The following is a 17,584-nucleotide window of genomic DNA, read 5'->3' as shown; positions in this document are numbered from 1 at the left end:
ATCGATCTATGACTGATGCAACGCAGGGTACAGACACGCCCGAAACCACCACCGTTCCAGACAAGCCGGCTCTCGAAGGCTTGGAAGCCAAGCTGTCCCAGCGTTGGCTCCAGGAGGGAACCTACGCTTTCCAACCGGATACCACCCGGGCCGAGGTGTACTCGATCGACACCCCACCACCCACAGCTTCCGGCTCCCTGCACGTCGGTCACATGTTCTCCTACACGCAGACGGATGTGCTGGCCCGCTATCAGCGCATGCAGGGCAAGAACGTCTTCTACCCCATGGGCTGGGATGACAATGGCCTGCCCACTGAGCGTCGCGTGCAGAACTACTATGGGGTTCGCTGCGACCCGGCAATCCCCTACCGCGCGGATTACCAGCCCCCGGCGCAGCCCGCCAAGAACCAGCGCGACTGGGATGTGGTGTCCCGTCGCAACTTCATCGAGCTGTGTGAGCGCCTGGCCGTGGATGACGAGAAGGTCTTTGAGCACCTGTTCTCTACCCTGGGCCTCTCGGTGGACTGGACCCTGACCTACCGCACCATCGACGACGCCTCTCGCGCTGTCTCGCAGCGCGCCTTCCTGGCCAATTGCGCCGCTGGCGATGCCTACCTGGCCGAGGCCCCGACCCTGTGGGATGTCACCTTCCGTACCGCCGTGGCTCAGGCCGAGCTGGAGGACCGCGAGGTCGCGGGCGCATACCACCGGTACCCGTTCTTCACCGAGGACGGCCAGACGATCTTCATCGAGACCACGCGTCCCGAACTGCTGGCCGCCTGTGCCGCCCTCGTCGCGAATCCGGAGGACGAGCGCTACCAGCCGCTTTTCGGCAAGAAGGTCACCTCGCCGCTCTTCGGCGTCGAGGTGGAGGTCAAAGCCCATCCGCTGGCCAAGGCGGATAAGGGCTCCGGCATCGCCATGGTCTGTACCTTCGGCGACCTGACCGATGTGACCTGGTGGCGCGAACTGCAGCTGCCCACCCGCGCCATCATTGGCCGCGATGGTCGCCTCTCCGCAGAGACACCCGAGTGGATCACCTCCGATGCCGGACGCGAAGCGTACAGCCGGATCGCTGGCAAGACCTCGTTCTCGGCCAAAGAGGCAGTGGTCGAGATGCTCCGGGAACAGGATCTCCTGGACGGAGAGCCGAAAAAGATCATGCACGCTGTCAACTTCTTCGAAAAGGGCGATAAGCCTCTGGAAGTGGTGACCAGCCGCCAGTGGTACCTCCGCAACGGTGGCCGCGACGAGGCCCGCCGGGAACGGCTCATCGAGCGCGGACGCGAGATCGACTTCCACCCGTCGTTCATGCGATCGCGCTACGACAACTGGATCGGGGGCCTGAACGGTGACTGGCTGGTCTCCCGCCAGCGCTTCTTCGGCGTGCCGATTCCCGTCTGGTACGCGCTCGATGCCGAGGGCAACCCGAGCTACGAGCAGCCAATTGTGCCGACCGACAACATGCTCCCGGTGGATCCCGCCGCAGACACCGCGCCGGGATACTCCGAGGACCAGCGTGGCGTTCCCTGCGGGTTCATCGGCGATGCCGATGTGCTGGACACCTGGGCAACCTCCTCGCTGACGCCACAGATCATCGGTGGCTGGAGCCGCAACGATGAACTGTTCGCCAAGGTCTTCCCCTTTGATCTGCGCCCGCAGGGCCACGACATCATCCGGACCTGGCTTTTCTCCTCCGTGGTGCGTGCCGATGCTCTGCAGGACGCCGCGCCCTGGAAGCATGCCGCGATCTCTGGCTGGATCCTGGACCCGGACCGGAAGAAGATGTCCAAATCCAAAGGCAATGTGGTGGTCCCCACCGATGTGCTCGAGGAATTCGGCTCCGATGCCGTCCGATACTGGGCGGCCTCGGCCAAGCTCGGTGCGGATACCGCCTATGAGGTGGCCCAGATGAAGATCGGGCGTCGGCTGGCCATCAAGCTGCTCAACGCCTCCAAGTTTGTGCTCAATCTCGGTGCCACTGAGGCCTCGGTGCTCAGCAGCGACAGCCCTGTTCTCACCAACCCCTTGGATCGGGGTGTGCTGACCCAGCTTGCCGAGGTGGTCCGGCAGGCCACCGAAGCCTTCGACAGCTACGATTACGCCCGCGCACTCCAGGTAACGGAGTCGTTCTTCTGGCACTTCACCGATGACTATGTGGAGCTGATCAAGGACCGCGCCTATGGCGTGGAAGGCGAGAAGGGCCAGGCCTCTGTTCTAGGCGCGCTGGCCACCACCCTGGATTCGCTCCTGCGACTCTTCGCGCCCTTCATTCCCTTCGCGACCGACGAGGTCTGGAGCTGGTGGCGTTCAGGGTCCGTTCACCGTGCCACCTGGCCGACTCCGCTGCTCGGCATCGACGGGGACACGACACTGCTCGCCACCATGGGTGAGGCGCTCTCGGGGCTACGCAAGGCCAAATCCGAGGCTAAGGTCAAGCAGCGCACCGAGGTGCTCGCCGCCACGGTGTCCGCCCCGCTGGCGCAGATCGAGCAGCTTTCGGCCGGCCTGGCCGATCTGAAGGCCGCTGCGAATGCACGCGAGATCTCGCTGCTGACCGCGGAGAATAACCTGAGTGTCAGCGATGTGATCCTGGCCGAGGCGACTGTTTAGTTAAACGAGTGAGTGCCGCGGGCCGACATCCGAAGATGTCGGCCCGCGGCACTCACTCGTTTAAGAGTAAGAGCAGTTAGCGCGTCGGACGCTCCCACGCTTCGCAGACTCAGCGCGGGACCCTCGCGTCCTAGCTGAATTCGGGGTTCTCGGTGCGGCTGCGCTTAAGTTCAAAGAAGTGCGGGTAGCTGGCCAGCGCCACCGTAGCGTCCCACAGCGTGCCCGCCTCTTCGCCCCGGGGAATCCGGGTCAGTACCGGGCCAAAGAAGGCCGTGCCATTGAACGCGACGACCGGAGTGCCGACGTCCTGACCCACCCGGGCGATGCCATCCTCATGACTGGCGCGCAACACGGCATCGTAGGTGTCCTGGTGGGCATAGGCGGCCCACTCGGCCGGCAGATCGGCTGCCTCAAGCGCTTTACGAATGGCCTCGTCGTAGTCCTTCATCTGCTGGTGGTGGATCTGCTCACCGAGGGCGTCGTAGAGCGGCTTCACGACGGCATCGCCACCGAGCTGCTGAGCGGCGATCACCACCCGCACCGGCCCCCAGCCGCGTTCCATCAAGGATTTGTAGTGATCTGAGAGCTCCTCCCGGCCTTCGTTGAGGACCGAAAGGCTCATGACGTGCCAGCGAATCTCAATATTGCGGACCTGTGCCACCTCACCGATCCACCGGGAGGTGATCCAGGCGAAGGGGCAGATGGGGTCGAACCAGAAATCAGCCGTTTCCGCGGGTTCAATCACGGTCAGCTGCTCAGGGGAAAGCTCAGTCATCAGCGCTCCTTGCACTCGTCACATGGGTCGTACGCGCCGCACTCAAATCCGTGGGCGCGGTCAGCGGATCAGGCCGACTTTCCGCGGCGCTTGGCCACCACGTCGTGGGGAATCAACGTGGGCGCGGCACCCCGGGAAACCACGTCAGCGGTGATGACCACCGAAGCGATGTCGTCACGGCTGGGCAGTTCGAACATCACCGGAAGAAGGACTTCTTCGAGAATGGCACGCAGGCCACGGGCACCGGTCCCCCGGTCCAGAGCCTGATCGGCGATAGCGTCCAGAGCGTCATCTTCAAAGATGAGATCAATACCGTCCAGGTGGAACATCTTCTGGTACTGCTTGACCAGGGCGTTCTTGGGCTCGGTGAGGATCCGGATCAGGGCGGAGCGGTCCAGATGCGTCACCGTGGTGATCACGGGCAACCGCCCGATGAACTCCGGAATCAGGCCGAACTTCAGCAGATCCTCCGGCATGACATCGGCATAACCGATCTCTTCGCCGTCGGCGGCACCCAATGGCGCGCCGAAGCCGATGCCCTTCTTGCCCGCCCGTGATCCGATGATCTCTTCCAGGCCGGCAAAAGCACCCGCCACGATGAACAGCACATTGGTGGTGTCGATCTGGATGAATTCCTGGTGCGGATGTTTGCGGCCGCCCTGCGGCGGAACCGAGGCAACCGTTCCTTCGAGGATTTTCAGCAGGGCTTGCTGAACTCCCTCACCGGAGACGTCCCGGGTGATCGAGGGGTTCTCGCTTTTTCGGGAGATCTTGTCGATCTCGTCGATGTAAATGATGCCCTGCTCGGCTTTTTTGACGTCATAGTCAGCAGCCTGAATAAGTTTCAGGAGAATGTTTTCCACGTCTTCGCCCACATAGCCGGCCTCGGTGAGGGCGGTGGCGTCCGCAGATGCGAAGGGAACATTGAGCCGTCGCGCCAGGGTCTGGGCGAGGTGGGTCTTGCCGCAGCCGGTGGGGCCGATCAGCAGGATATTGGACTTGGCCACCTCGACGTCATCGTGGTGATGCCCGTCCGCCAGCGACGGACCTTTGGAGCCCGCCTGGATACGCTTGTAGTGGTTGTAGACGGCCACCGAGAGCGACCGTTTGGCGGCTTCCTGGCCGATCACGTATTCCTGCAGGAAGGAGAAGATCTCCTGAGGCTTGGGCAGTTCAAAACTGCCCAGATCCGCTACTTCAGCGAGCTCTTCTTCAATGATCTCATTGCACAGTTCAATGCATTCATCACAGATATAGACGCCCGGACCTGCGATGAGCTTCCGGACCTGCTTCTGGCTCTTTCCGCAGAAAGAACACTTCAGCAGATCGGCGCTTTCACCCAGTCGTGCCATCGTACTTCCCTCCGCAGTTAGTGCTGTCCTTCTCCACTCTAGGCCACAGAACACCGTCCGGCACGGTACCTGCCGGGGGTGGCGGCAGATGCGTCGCCCCCGGCAGGTGTACCCGGCGTGTCGTTGATCCGGAGCCGACCGGAACCGGCCGGAAAACAGCGGAAATCAGGAGGTGATTGCTGCCGTCTTGATTTTGCGGGACTCCAGAACCTGATCAATCAGGCCGTAATCTTTCGCCTCCGCAGCGGTCAGGATCTTGTCCCGCTCGATGTCGTTGTTGAGCTGCTCCGGGGTGCGTCCCGAATGCTTGGCCAACGTCTCCTCCAGCCAGGTGCGCATCCGCATGACCTCATTGGCCTGGATCTCCAGGTCCGAGGCCTGCCCACCCTGTCCGCCGGAGAGCGCCGGCTGATGGATGAGGACGCGTGCGTTGGGCAGCGCCAGGCGCTTACCCGGCGTCCCGGCAGCAAGCAGGACGGCGGCAGCACTGGCCGCCTGGCCCAGGCAGACGGTCTGAATCTGCGGACGGATGTACTGCATCGTGTCGTAGATCGCCGTCATCGCCGTGAAGGACCCTCCGGGCGAGTTGATGTAGAGCGTGATGTCACGGTCGGTGTCCGTGGACTCCAGGACCAACAGCTGAGCCATAATGTCATCGGCACTGGCATCATCGACCTGGACTCCCAGGAAGATGATCCGGTCCTCAAACAATTTGGTGTACGGGTCCTGACGCTTGAAACCGTAAGGGGTGCGCTCCTCGAACTGAGGCAGCACATAACGAGCGCTGGGCGCCGCACCGGCGGCAGCCCAGGCGGACGCTGATCCGGCGGCGCTGAAATTGATAGTCATGGTTCTCTCCTGTTGCTGTGCCGGTCAGTTCGCGTTGGTTCCGCCGCCGCCGGCCACGGCTCCGGCGTGTGCGCTGATCTTGTCGAAGAAGCCGTAGGCCAGAGCTTCCTCCGCCGTGAACCACTTGTCCCGGTCGTTGTCCTTGAGGATCGTCTCCACGCTCTGACCGGTCTGCTCGGCGGTCAGTTCCGCCATGACCTTCTTCATGTGCAGAATCAGCTCGGCCTGAATCTTGATATCCGAGGCAGTACCGCCGATGCCGCCGGAAGGCTGATGCATCAGGATCCGGGCGTTGGGCGTGGCGTAACGTTTGCCCTTAGTGCCGGAAGAGAGCAGGAACTGGCCCATTGAGGCCGCCAGGCCGGTGGCGACCGTGACAACATCGTTCGGAATGAACTGCATGGTGTCGTAGATGGCCATTCCGGCCGTGACGGAACCACCGGGTGAGTTGATGTACAAGTAGATGTCCTTCTCCTGGTCCTCAGAGGCCAGAAGCAACAACTGCGAGCAGATCAGGTTGGCGTTGTCGTCCCGCACCTCGGAACCAAGCCAGATGGTGCGCTGCTTGAGGAGGCGGTTGTAGACGTAGTCATCACGCCCGCCCGCATCTACCGTGGCCATCTGTGGAGTGGACATTGTGGGGTGCTCCCGTTCAGTCATGAGCTGTTCAACTTCTCTCGTTTCGAACCGATGTCGCTACATGGACATTAGCCCTTGAGGCCCCGGTTCTATTTCAGGACGCCGTCCTGTTCGCTGACGGCGCAGTGATACTGCTCTGCAGAGATATCTGCCGGAATCCCGCTGATTCCCAGCGTTTTCCACCGGTCTGGTTCCGGCACCTGAGTGGGTTAACGCAGCGTGCCGCCACCCCTGAATGGGGTGACGGCACACTACATGGCAATGCGGTGACGTGCTACACGTCAGAAAGTTCTCAGAAGCGGGCTGCACCCGGATCGTCAAGCGCGACGCTCTGCTGTGCTTCGTCCTCTGCAACCTCTGCGACTGCTTCTTCGCTCACGCCGGCAGCCTCGTTGAGAGCTGCCTCGAGCGCCGGATCAACGCCAGGCTTGACGAAGTTGCTCAGGTCCACGGGCTGGCCATCGGTATCGGTCACAGTGGCCTCGCCCAGCACATGAGCCAGGGCCTTGCGGCGGCGAACCTCAGACACCACCACGGGGATCTGACCGCTCTGGTCGAGCATCTGGGCAAACTGGTTCGGGTCCATTCCGTACTGGCCAGCGGAGTTCACGATGTAATCGATCAGCTCGGCCTGGGAAACACCGATTTCCTGCTGATCAGCAACGGCATCAAGGATGATCTCGTTGCGGAAAGCGCGGATGGTGTTTTCACGGACCTCGGTGCGGTGCTCCTCGGTATCGTGTTCCTCGGTGCCATGAGCGTTCTCCGGAGCAAAGTGTGCCTCGATCTGCTCATCGATGACGCTCTCCGGAACGGGAACCTCGATAACCTCCACCAGCTTGTCCAGCACAAGATCGCGAGCCTGGACACCCTGCTCGACGACCTTCGATTCGGAGACCTGCTTGGCAAGGTCCTCACGGAGCTCCGCGATGGTATCGAATTCACTGGCCAACTGAGCGAAGTCATCGTCCGCGGCGGGAAGCTCGCGCACCTTCACTGCGGTGACCTTGACGGTGACCTGAGCGTCCTGACCGGCGTGCTCGCCACCGACCAGGGCGGTCTCGAAGATGGCTTCCTCATCGGCGCTGAGGCCAAGCAGTGCCTCGTCCAGACCCTCAAGCATGGTGCCGGCACCCACCTGGTAGGACAGCCCGGTAGCGGAGTCGACCTCTTCGCCATCGACGACGGCTTTGAGATCGATCGTGACGAAATCGTCCTTGGCCGCCGGGCGGTCGGCGGGGCTCAACGTGCCAAAACGGCCGCGCAGCTCATCGAGTGCCTTCTGCAGGTCCTCGTCGCTTTCAGCAATCGGCTCAACCTCGACGGCGATCGTGGAGTACTCGGGAAGGGTCACCTCAGGGCGGACGTCGACCTCGACCTCGAACTTCAGCTCACCATCGGTGGCGCTGGGGTCCGGAACCTCGGTGATGTTCACCTCAGGGCGGGACAGCGGGCGAAGGCCAGTCTCTTCCACCGCGGTCTGGTACCAGCCGTTCAGGCCTTCGTTGATGGCCGTCTCCAGCACGTAGCCGCGGCCCACACGCTGATCGATCATGCGGTTGGGAACCTTGCCCTTGCGGAAGCCCGGGACCTGGACCTGCTGGGAGATCGTCTGGTAAGCCTCGTCAATGCTCGGCTTCAGTTCCTCGAAAGGAACTTCAACGGCGAGCTTGACCCGGGTGGGTGAGAGGTTTTCGACAGCGCTCTTCACTGCGTGGTTCTCCTGAAATGTACTAGAGGTGATGGACTTCCCTGACGGGATTTCGGGGTCGGGGCGACAGGACTCGAACCTGCGATCTCCTGCTCCCAAAGCAGGCGCGCTAGCCACTACGCTACGCCCCGTGGTGCTCGGGACAGTCTACGGCTTAGGCCGCGTCGACGCACATCGAGCCATTCCAGGCGTGTTGAGGTGCCGCTCCGGCGCCCTCAGGAGGTTGGTCGCACACAAAACGCCCCCACTGCAAGCAACCGCAAGCAGTGGGGGCGTCGTTCAGAGGGGATGACGGGAATCGAACCCGCGTAATCAGTTTGGAAGACTGAGGCTCTACCATTGAGCTACATCCCCGAGCCGCGTACCACTACATCATACGGTCCGCCCGCTCTGCAAATGCGCCCCACACTCAGTATCGGCAGACAGCTCGGACAGTCAGCTCTGACATTGCGGACACCAGAACAATTTTCTGCCCGCGACTTCACGCATCCGGACAACGGCCCGGCATCGGCGGCACGGCAGGCCCTCCCGGTGGTACACATAGTGGGCGTCCTCCAGCGGGACCGGACTCAGCGACGGCTGAGACCTGTCGGCTGGCTCTGTGGTCACGATGCGACCATCGGCCACCCCGCACTCCAGCAGCAACCGGGCATCCGCCCAGAGATGTTCCGCCTGCTCCTTGCGGAGCGTCCGGCTGGGCAGCTCCGGGTTCAGTCCGCCCCGGAACAGCAGCTCCGCACGATAGATGTTCCCCACGCCGGCGATGACGGCCTGGTCCATCAACGCAGTGCCGATGGGCGTCCGACGGACCGAGAGCAGACGCAGGAATCGTTCCTGATCTCCGGGTTCGTTGAGCAGCGGATCCGGGCCTAACCGTGCGCGGAGAGCCTCGGCCTCGACCGGGCTGAGCACCTCGCAGGCACTTGGCCCGCGCAGATCGGCCCAGCCATGCGCCGAGACTAGACGTACCCGCACCGATCCGCCGGGCGGCGGAGGCTCAGCCGTCAGCAACCCCGCGGTCGGCTGGCCTGTTTCCGAGGCTGCAGGCAGCTCGCGCTCCCCTACCCGGCGTGGCGCTCCGATGCTTGAGGCACCCCGGAAGGTGCTGTCGCCGCCAAAGTCCCAGGCACCGTAGAGGCCCAGGTGAATTCGCAGCACGCGCTCGCCTGAGTCGGTTGAGTCAGTGTCGGTTGAGTCAGTGCCAGCAGCATCAGCGTCCGAGAAAGTCAGGAACAGCTGTTTGCCGTGTGCCTGCGCCGCAGTCAGCTCGCAGCCGTCAAGCAGTGCCGCCCCGGCAGCAAACCGACCTTGAGGGCTGCTCGCCTCCAACCGTTGCCCGGCGAATACTTCACGGAATTGTCGGGCCAGCCGATGAATCGTATGTCCCTCAGGCATTCATGGCCCAGCGACCGCGCCCATTCGAGGGTCCGCCCAGGCTGCGGCTCAGCTTTCGACCTCGCCGGTTTCCTCATAGTGCGCAATCTGAGCAATGCGTCGCACGTGGCGCTCGGCGTCGCTGAACGGTTCGGCCAGGAAGATCTCGATCAGCTCAGTGGCCTCTTCCACGCTGTGCTGACGGCCGCCGATCGCCACGACATTCGCGTCGTTGTGCTCACGGGCCAGGGCAGCGGTTTCGCGATTCCAGACCAGCGCCGCACGAATGCCCTGCACCTTATTGGCTGCGATCTGCTCACCGTTGCCAGAACCACCCAGCACAATGCCGAGTGCATCGATGCCATTTTCGGTATCGGCCATGACCGCCTGGGCAGCGTGAATGCAGAACGCCGGGTAGTCGTCTTCCGGGTCGTACTGGGCAGGCCCATGGTCAATCATCTGGTAGCCAAGAGCACCCAGATGCTCGATCAGATGTGCGCTGAGCTCCAATCCGGCATGATCGGTGGCAATATGAACGCGGGGCTTGGTCATAACTCTCCTCAGTCACAATGAATCTCGCCTCAGCCGCCATATCTCGCCGGTCAAGACTGGGCCTGATCGCCCCGTTTGCTCCTACGTAGAGTACTAGGTTCTGCGCTTCAGCGAACTCAGCACGTTCTGAGCGCTGGCGCTGTCGGGGACACCCAGAAGCAACTGTCCGCCATCGCGACCAGTCAGGCGGAGCGCGGTGCCATTGACCACTAGGAACTGGACACCCGGTTGGGTACGCCAACCCGTGTGCAGACGCAGACCCGGGCCACCGGACTCCCACAAGCGCTGATCCCCGAGCTCGTGTTGCAGCACGTCATCGAGCCTCACCCGGGCTACCGGCAGCACTCCCCCGACCCACACGGTCAACGCCGGATGCGGTACCGTCGAACCGTCCAGGGTGACCCTGGCAACCAGCAGAAACAGCACGATGACGATCAACAGGACCAGACCCAGAGCAAGCCACAGCGACGCCAAGGCCAGCAGGGAACCGGGTAACAGCATGATCAGTAGCAGGAACACCACGGTCGAAGCACGCGGGTGCAGCCAGTACTCAGCAGGCGACTCCGGGGGTTCGCTGGCGAGCTCAGCAGCCAGCGCGGCGTCGTCCCGGGCTCCCCACAACTGCGGCGGTTGATAGACAAAGATCATCACGACGCCCAGCGCCAGCGCCGCTCCGGATCCGAGGGCGAAGACAACAGCATCGGCTCCACCGCCATCAGCTGTGGCCAGGCCCTGCTGCCCCATCAACACTGCCGCGCCCAACGTGGCCAGCCACAGGCTCACGGCGACCACGGCGCCCATCAGCACGCGACGCACTGCCCGCGGGATCCTGCGCAAGCCGGCCAGCAGGCCACACACCGAGCCGCACACACCGATGGCCACGGTCATCAGCATGACGAAGCCGGTGAATCCCAGGGTCACGTCTGCGTGTGCGCCCGCCCAGTGCAGGCCCAGCGGATCCGGGACTGTGCGTCGGGCAATCAAAGCCACCGCAGCGAAGCAGAAGGCCACCGCCCAGGGGAATCCCAGACCAAAACCGGTAAATCGCCGATCGAAGTGCTCCGGAGGGCGGGAGGCGTTCATCGGAATCGACCTGAGGGTGTTGCCAGGTCGATCAGTCCGGAATACAGAGCACGCGCTGTCAGACCGCTACTGCGCGGCTGGGCAGGGTTGGGTGTGTTGCGAATCCGGAACTCGTAGTCACCGGCAGCGCCACTGGCCTGGATCAGATGCTCCGTGATCCCGGCACCGGGATCAGCCCAGAGTTCCACCTCGACGCGATCCAGCGAGCCCACCGCGAGTCCCAGGGCAACCGCCACGTTAAGGGATGCGGGGAAGAGCCGGACTGCCTCCTGCGGGGTCCCGTGAAAGAGACGTCGAGGCTCAACGGTGTCCAGCAGCTCCCTCTGCTCTGCCTCGTTCATCCACTGCTGAATCAGCGCCTTCGGTAGCTTGCGGGTGCGCAGGCTCACCCGCTGGATGCCGCCGGTGAGCGAAGCAGCGCGGATCAGATCCAGCCCACCGATGGCCCCGGTGCTCGGATGCAGCCAGCCAGGTCCGTTACCCAAGGCCGTGGCGAGGTCCGGATCCGCCAGAGCACCGACCGAACTGACCAGCAGGGTCCGGCCGGCCGCCACGGTGCGCGGTCCGAACTCATGCACGGCCTGCACCCCGGCGGCTTCCACCACCACATCGGAGCATTCCAGCGCCTCCTCGAAGCTCAATAGTGATGCTGGCCCGGCCGCGGCCAGCCCGTCGCCCTGCGGGATCGGCACATCACTACGACCCACCAGACCGATCAGGCGTAGTCCGTCCCCCGGGCTGAAGAGCGTCTGTAGATGTGCTGAAACGGCGCCACGGCCGATGATCGCAACTCGCAGATCCGCAGGACGCTCCGGTTCTTCTCCCCTGTCTACTGGTGACATGCCCCCAGTCTCTCAGGAGTCTGTCGTTTCGGACGGTGTTGCGATTTCTCCATGCCGTTAGGCTCAGTGGCACAATGAACTCGAGGACCAGCCCTGCCATTGCGGCATCGTCGGCGCGGCCCACCCACGCGGTCTCAACCCGACCGCATTCAACGACGAACCCTTGGAGGACACCCCGTGCCAGGACTGAATCTGACCCGTGTTGAGGCGCGCGAACGCGCCGACCTGATCTCCGTTGCCAGCTACGCGGTAGACCTCGATCTCAGCCGGGGCGAGCGGATCTTCGGTTCCACCACTACGGTCCGGTTCAGCGCCACACCGGGTAGCAGCAGCTTCCTCGATGCACTGACCGACGCAGTGCATTCCGTCACGCTCAACGGCGTGTCCCTGGACCCGGCAGAGGTGTCCGATGGCGTCCGTATCCAGCTCCCCGAGCTTGCCGCAGAGAACGAGTTGGTGGTGGTCGCGGATTCCCTCTACACCAACACTGGCGAGGGACTGCACCGCTTCGTGGATCCGGTCGATGGCGAGGTGTACCTGTACAGCCAGTTTGAGGTGCCGGATTCGCGGCGGATGTTTGCCGTTTTTGAGCAACCGGATCTCAAAGCGACCTTCCAGTTCACGGTGACCGCACCGGCGCACTGGGATGTCGTGTCCAACTCCCCCACCCCGGAACCGACCGATGCCGGATCGGCTGCGAATGGATCAGCGCTGCGTACCTGGGCCTTTGAGCCGACACCTCGGATGTCCTCCTATGTGACCGCGCTGATCGCTGGCCCCTACCAGAGCGTGCGCAGCGAGTTGACCTCCGCCTCGGGCCGGGTGATCCCGCTGGGCGTCTTCGCCCGTAAATCGCTCATGCAGTATCTGGATGCGGACCGGGTCTTCGAGCTCACCCGCCAGGGATTTGAATTCTACGAATCACAGTTCGGTGTCCCGTACCCCTTCGCAAAATATGACCAGCTCTTTGTTCCGGAGTTCAACGCGGGTGCCATGGAGAACGCTGGCGCGGTCACCTTCCTGGAAAGCTACGTCTTCCGCTCCAAGGTCACCGAGGCCTTGGTCGAGCGCCGGGCCATCACGATTCTGCACGAATTGGCGCATATGTGGTTCGGCGATCTGGTCACTATGCGTTGGTGGAACGATCTCTGGCTCAACGAGTCCTTCGCCGAGTTCATGTCAACCCTTGCTGCGGCGGAGGCCACAGAGTTCACTCAGGCGTGGACCACCTTCGCCTCGCTGGAGAAGTCCTGGGCCTACCGCCAGGATCAGTTGCCCTCCACACATCCGATCGTGGCGGACATCCGCGATCTCGAGGATGTCCTGGTCAATTTTGACGGCATCACCTACGCCAAGGGCGCCTCGGTACTGCGCCAGCTGGTGGCCTGGGTAGGCCAGGAAGAATTCATGGCCGGAGTGCGGGCCTACTTCGCCAAACACGCCTGGCAGAACACGGAACTCAATGACCTGCTGGTCGAGCTGGAAGCCTCCAGCGGTCGGGATCTCCAGGACTGGTCGCGACTGTGGCTGGAGACTGCCGGGGTCAATACCCTTCGCGCCCAGTTGTCCACCGACGATGACGGCGTGATCACCGCCTTCGCCATCGAGCAGAGTGCGGTGCCCGAGTACCCGACCATTCGCCCTCACCGCCTGGCGGTCGGTTTCTACGACCTGGCCGATGGCGGTGCCCTAGAGCGGGTCCACCGGGTGGAACTCGACATCGACGGTGCCGAAACCGAGGTCCCGGAGCTGGTCGGCCGTCCGCGGCCGGCGCTGATCCTGCTCAACGACGATGACCTGGCCTATGCCAAGATCCGCCTGGATGAGCAGTCGCTCGCCACGGCCACCGCGCATGTCAAGGACTTCGCCAAGTCGCTGCCCCGGACGCTGGTCATGGCCTCCGCCTGGGATGCTGCCCGGGACGGTGAGACCCCGGCGCGCGGATATGTCGATCTGGTGCTCGCCAATATCGGAGCCGAAACGGATTCCTCTGTAGTCACCGTGCTGTTGCGCCAACTCGCCACCACGCTGACTTTCTATGTGGCACCGGAAGCCCAGCATGAAACCAGAATCAGCGCCGCCGAGCGGCTCTGGGCCCTGTTCACCGCCGCAACTCCGGGCTCCGATTCGCAGTTGCAGTTCGTCAAAGCCTTCGCCTCGTTCGCCCAGATCTCCGAGCATCTCGATGTCGTGGCGGATCTGCTCAGCGGCAGCTACCACCTCGAGGGACTCGACATCGACCAGGATCTGCGCTGGGAGTTGCTGACTTCTCTGGTAGCAGGTGGGCGTGCCGGTCAGCCGGAGATCGATGCCGAGATGGAACTCGATCCCACCCAGAACGGCCAGCTTGCTGCGGCAGCCGCCTCGGCCACCCTTCCGACCGCTGAGGCCAAGCAGGCGGTCTGGGACGCTGTGGTCACGGAAGGGACCATGCCCAACGCCACCCAGCGTGCCGCCATCGGCGGTTTCAACCGGGTGCACGACGTCGCCCTGCTGGCTCCGTTCGCCGAGAAATACTTCGGTGCGATCCGCCGGGTGTGGGCGGAGAAGTCGCATGAAATCGCCTCCACCATCGTGACTGGGCTCTTCCCGGCACAGTTGGTCTCCCAGCAGACACTGGATGCCACGGATGCCTTCCTGGCCGAGCTGGGTGAGGAAACCCCTGCCCTGCGTCGGCTGGTCCTGGAAAGCCGTGATGGAGTGGCCCGGGCGCTGCGGGCTCAGGCTGCCGATCACTAAGGAGAAGACCGTGAATCTGCACGAACATCACTACACGGTCGCCGTGGAGTGGACCGGCAACCGCGGGACCGGCACCTCGGGATACCGCGCCTACGGCAGAGACCATCTGGTCACGGCTGACGGTCTGCCCACCATTTCCGGGTCTGCCGATGCCACCTTTCACGGTGACAAGACGCGGTGGAACCCGGAACTGCTCCTGCTGACGGCGCTGAGTGAATGCCATATGCTCTCCTATCTGCATGTGGCCGTGCTCCACGGAGTGCTGGTCACCTCGTATCAGGACCAGGCCGCAGGGACGATGATTCTCAACCCGGACGGCAGCGGCCAGTTCAGTTCGGTCACTCTGCGGCCCCGGGTGGGCCTAGCCGATGAGGCGCAGCGCGAGCTGGCCGACCGGCTGCACGAGGATGCAGCGGGCAAGTGTTTCATTGCCCGCAGCGTCAACTTTCCGGTGTTACACGAGCCTGCACTCCCGGAAGGCTGATTCCGTTGGGCTCCGTGACCTTGAGGCCATCACGGTCCCGGACCTGAGAGAATGGGAGTGATGAGCGATATCACTGTGAACACCCTGGCCGGAGTCCTGAGCAGTATGAGCTGGACCGCTGATCCCGCCGTGAACAGTTGGATCACCGCCGCGATCTACCTGGCGATCGGCGTGCTGATCTGGCTGATCGGCAAATTCGTCATCCGTCGGCTGGTGCGGAGGGTAAAAAGCGGCAGGTCGATCCTCCATGTCAAGGCTCTGCGCTGGGCACAGCCGGTCTTGCGTCCGCTGGATTCGGAGCGACGGGTGCAGCGGGCTGAGACCATGGGCACGCTGCTGACCTCAGTTCTCGGCGTGGTGGTCTTCGTCATCACGGCGATCTACATTCTGCTCAGCTTCGGCTTCAACGCCGGGCCGCTACTGGCCAGTCTGGGTATTGTGGGCGTCGCCGTGGGTTTTGGCTGCCAGCAGCTCATCCGCGATTTCCTGGCCGGGATTTTCATCACCTTTGAGGACCAGTACGGCATCGGCGATGTCATCGAGACCTCCGAGGTCGTGGGCACCGTGGAGTCGGTGGGCCTGCGGATCACCCGGGTCCGCTCCGAGGACGGCGCCATCTGGTACCTGCGTAACGGCGAGATTCTGCGCGTGGGCAATCGTTCGCAGGGCGATTATCGCGATCCGAAGGCAGCTCAGCCAACGGCCACTGCTGCAACGGACGATGCCGCCGCCCAGCCGACGGCGACCCACCCCACCGCGGCTCAGCGCGCAGGCGATTAAGGACCCTCATGTCAGAGATCCCAGGCACTCCGCCCGCACGGCTGATTCCGGTCCGCTCTCAGCCGACCGGAGTTCCGACACCCGGGGTTCCCGAGCTGCCGCAGGAGTCGTTTTATGATGCGGTGGGCGGCCACGAAACCTTCAAAGCCCTGGTCCATGCCTTCTATCAGGGCATCGCCGACGACGAACTGCTCCGGCCGATGTATCCCGAAGAGGATTTGGCCCCGGCTGAGCGCCGGATGCTGATGTTCCTGGAGCAGTACTGGGGCGGTCCGCGCACCTACCTTGAGGAACGGGGACACCCTCGGCTGCGGATGCGCCATATGCCCTTCGCCGTCACTCCAGAAGCCCGCGACCACTGGTTGGCGCATATGCGAGCGGCCGTGGACACGCTGGGTCTCTCCCCGTTGCACGAGGCAACCCTCTGGGACTATCTGGAGCGGGCGGCCCATTCCATGGTCAACTCGGCCTGATCAGCCGCTGCTCTGGTTCGTCTTCTATCAGTCAGCTTCTACGGGTCAGCGCAATGCGTCCAGGCTCGATGCCGGCCGCACCAGAACATGGCCCCGCGGGCTGCTCAGCCGGAGCCAGCGGCGCGAGCGATACAAGTTCACCGGCTGGTCAGCGAAGAATCCCAGCGCCTCACCAGCGAAGGCCGCGCCGGTCGGTACCTCAAGCTCGGGTTGCTCGTTCCGGAGTTCGATCGGCAAGTCCATCCCACGGCCCCAGACCGTGGAGCGTGCGTTGTTCAACAACAGGGCGCCCGGGCGATCCGGCAGGACGCCAGCCACCTCGGCCATCCCCTGGCGAGCGGCATCCCGGAGTCGGGACCCTTCCAGGCTGCCCAGAGAATCCCAACCATCCTGCGGCGCACTGACCGAGGCCCAGGCTTCCTGGACGGTGACCTCGGGGAGCGATATCGCCGTCTCGTCTGCATCCAGCCGGGCCAGCCGGTCGGCGAGCTCGGCCAATCTCACCGTTCGGTCCAGTCGCTCCGCCTGAATCCCGTCTGACCCGGACCAGGACTGCAGGGCCATGGTGCGCAGACCCAGAATCGTGGGAGTTCCCTCCCCCAGCAGCCGCGGACGCAGAACACAGACCCAGGCCGCCAGAACGGCACCCGGCGAGGAGCTCAGCTGAAGTCGGATGGCGCCATCGTCCGCGGCCCTGGCTCGACTGACGAAAGTGCGGAAGTCGGCCAGCCCGGCCGCATCGGGAAACCGCAAGGTGACCGTCATGAGCTGGCGCCTGCCGACGCGTCCGGTGAGGATGCCACCGGTGGTCGGCGCGAGAAAGCGAGCGGTTCACCCTGCCAGGCCCGCAGAGCATGCAACTGGGCCCGGGTCAGACGCTCGGGCCGGCCGGTGATGCGGGAGACCAGCACCATGCCAGTGGAGGCGTGGGCGTAGATCATGCTGCCGTCCAGCTCGGCGACGGTGTAGCTGTAGTCGAAGCTTGCCGAGCCCAGGCGGGTCACCCAGATGTTCACAGCCACTGGATACGGCCGGTAGACGAGCGGCGCCAGATATTCGATTTCATGACGACCCACCAGGGTGAACTGATCTGTTGCGACCAGGTCCATAAAGCACTGTTCCGGGCTCACTCCCTCTGCTGCGGCGTCGCCCAGGGGCAGGTGGGTCAACTGGACTCTGGCATCTTCCAGGAACTGGAGGTACTGGACGTTATTGACGTGCCCGTACGAGTCGATATCGCCAAAACGGATCTGCAGGGGAATCTGGAGGGGTGCGCTCACTCCCTCATCTTGTCAAAGGGCGGCAGCTGACCCAAACGC

General features: G+C 63.6%; 16 protein-coding genes and 2 tRNA genes. 5 read left to right on the top strand and 13 right to left on the bottom strand.

Annotation, left to right across the window (positions count from 1 at the left end; all coding sequences use genetic code 11):
• The first annotated feature begins 8 nt into the window (after positions 1-8).
• Complete coding sequence (gene valS / locus QQM37_RS01635) at positions 9-2,612, top strand: valine--tRNA ligase (protein WP_285724361.1); 2,604 nt, start codon at positions 9-11, stop codon at positions 2,610-2,612.
• 130 nt (positions 2,613-2,742) lie between these two features.
• Here valS and QQM37_RS01630 read toward each other — a convergent pair whose 3' ends face one another.
• From QQM37_RS01630 to QQM37_RS01580, 11 genes are all read right to left on the bottom strand, one after another.
• On the bottom strand, positions 2,743-3,387 hold the full coding sequence (locus QQM37_RS01630) for a mycothiol-dependent nitroreductase Rv2466c family protein (RefSeq protein WP_285724359.1): 645 nt from the start codon (positions 3,385-3,387) through the stop codon (positions 2,743-2,745).
• A gap of 68 nt (positions 3,388-3,455) precedes the next feature.
• Positions 3,456-4,739 carry an ATP-dependent Clp protease ATP-binding subunit ClpX gene (clpX, locus tag QQM37_RS01625; protein ID WP_285724357.1) on the bottom strand — a complete coding sequence of 428 codons (1,284 nt, stop codon included), beginning with the start codon at positions 4,737-4,739 and terminating at the stop codon, positions 3,456-3,458.
• A gap of 165 nt (positions 4,740-4,904) precedes the next feature.
• A complete protein-coding gene (locus QQM37_RS01620; protein ID WP_285724356.1) occupies positions 4,905-5,588 on the bottom strand; it encodes an ATP-dependent Clp protease proteolytic subunit in 684 nt (227 codons plus the stop codon).
• Between the two features lie 24 nt (positions 5,589-5,612).
• Positions 5,613-6,209: a ClpP family protease gene (locus QQM37_RS01615; RefSeq protein WP_285724354.1), complete on the bottom strand. Its 597-nt coding sequence runs from the start codon at positions 6,207-6,209 to the stop codon at positions 5,613-5,615.
• A 310-nt stretch (positions 6,210-6,519) separates the two neighbouring features.
• Positions 6,520-7,938, bottom strand: coding sequence for a trigger factor (tig, locus tag QQM37_RS01610; RefSeq protein ID WP_285724352.1), 1,419 nt, complete (start codon positions 7,936-7,938; stop codon positions 6,520-6,522).
• A gap of 58 nt (positions 7,939-7,996) precedes the next feature.
• Positions 7,997-8,069 (bottom strand) — tRNA-Pro (locus QQM37_RS01605).
• A gap of 152 nt (positions 8,070-8,221) precedes the next feature.
• A tRNA-Gly gene (locus QQM37_RS01600) sits at positions 8,222-8,292 on the bottom strand.
• 81 nt (positions 8,293-8,373) lie between these two features.
• Positions 8,374-9,333 (bottom strand): Fpg/Nei family DNA glycosylase, encoded by a 960-nt coding sequence (locus tag QQM37_RS01595; protein WP_285724350.1) that lies wholly within the window; start codon positions 9,331-9,333, stop codon positions 8,374-8,376.
• A gap of 48 nt (positions 9,334-9,381) precedes the next feature.
• Entirely contained in the window at positions 9,382-9,864 is a 483-nt protein-coding gene (locus QQM37_RS01590) for a ribose-5-phosphate isomerase (protein ID WP_285724348.1), read from the bottom strand.
• Positions 9,865-9,957: 93 nt separating this feature from the next.
• Positions 9,958-10,947: a hypothetical protein gene (locus QQM37_RS01585; protein WP_285724346.1), complete on the bottom strand. Its 990-nt coding sequence runs from the start codon at positions 10,945-10,947 to the stop codon at positions 9,958-9,960.
• Positions 10,944-11,789: an aspartate dehydrogenase domain-containing protein gene (locus tag QQM37_RS01580; protein WP_285724344.1), complete on the bottom strand. Its 846-nt coding sequence runs from the start codon at positions 11,787-11,789 to the stop codon at positions 10,944-10,946. Before QQM37_RS01580 ends, QQM37_RS01585 begins: the two co-directional genes overlap by 4 nt.
• Positions 11,790-11,966: 177 nt before the next feature.
• Between QQM37_RS01580 and pepN the strand changes: the two genes are divergently transcribed.
• Genes pepN through QQM37_RS01560 form a run of 4 tightly spaced genes read left to right on the top strand, consistent with a single transcriptional unit; the run spans position 11,967 to position 16,265 of the window.
• Complete coding sequence (gene pepN / locus QQM37_RS01575) at positions 11,967-14,528, top strand: aminopeptidase N (protein WP_285724342.1); 2,562 nt, start codon at positions 11,967-11,969, stop codon at positions 14,526-14,528.
• A 10-nt stretch (positions 14,529-14,538) separates the two neighbouring features.
• Complete coding sequence (locus tag QQM37_RS01570) at positions 14,539-15,012, top strand: OsmC family protein (RefSeq protein WP_285724341.1); 474 nt, start codon at positions 14,539-14,541, stop codon at positions 15,010-15,012.
• Between the two features lie 60 nt (positions 15,013-15,072).
• Entirely contained in the window at positions 15,073-15,792 is a 720-nt protein-coding gene (locus QQM37_RS01565; protein WP_420030104.1) for a mechanosensitive ion channel family protein, read from the top strand.
• Positions 15,793-15,800: 8 nt separating this feature from the next.
• Positions 15,801-16,265: a globin gene (locus QQM37_RS01560; RefSeq protein WP_285724339.1), complete on the top strand. Its 465-nt coding sequence runs from the start codon at positions 15,801-15,803 to the stop codon at positions 16,263-16,265.
• 45 nt (positions 16,266-16,310) lie between these two features.
• Here QQM37_RS01560 and QQM37_RS01555 read toward each other — a convergent pair whose 3' ends face one another.
• Both QQM37_RS01555 and QQM37_RS01550 read right to left on the bottom strand, forming a co-directional pair.
• On the bottom strand, positions 16,311-17,030 hold the full coding sequence (locus QQM37_RS01555; protein ID WP_285724337.1) for a DUF8185 domain-containing protein: 720 nt from the start codon (positions 17,028-17,030) through the stop codon (positions 16,311-16,313).
• Positions 17,027-17,545: an acyl-CoA thioesterase gene (locus QQM37_RS01550; protein WP_285724334.1), complete on the bottom strand. Its 519-nt coding sequence runs from the start codon at positions 17,543-17,545 to the stop codon at positions 17,027-17,029. Before QQM37_RS01550 ends, QQM37_RS01555 begins: the two co-directional genes overlap by 4 nt.
• Between the last annotated feature and the right edge of the window lie 39 nt (positions 17,546-17,584).

The sequence above is a fragment of the Psychromicrobium xiongbiense genome, assembly GCF_030271165.1.
GTDB classification, from domain to species: Bacteria; Actinomycetota; Actinomycetes; order Actinomycetales; family Micrococcaceae; genus Renibacterium; species Renibacterium xiongbiense.
Note: the sequence above shows the minus strand (reverse complement) of the source record. Positions and strands in the feature narration are given on the sequence as shown.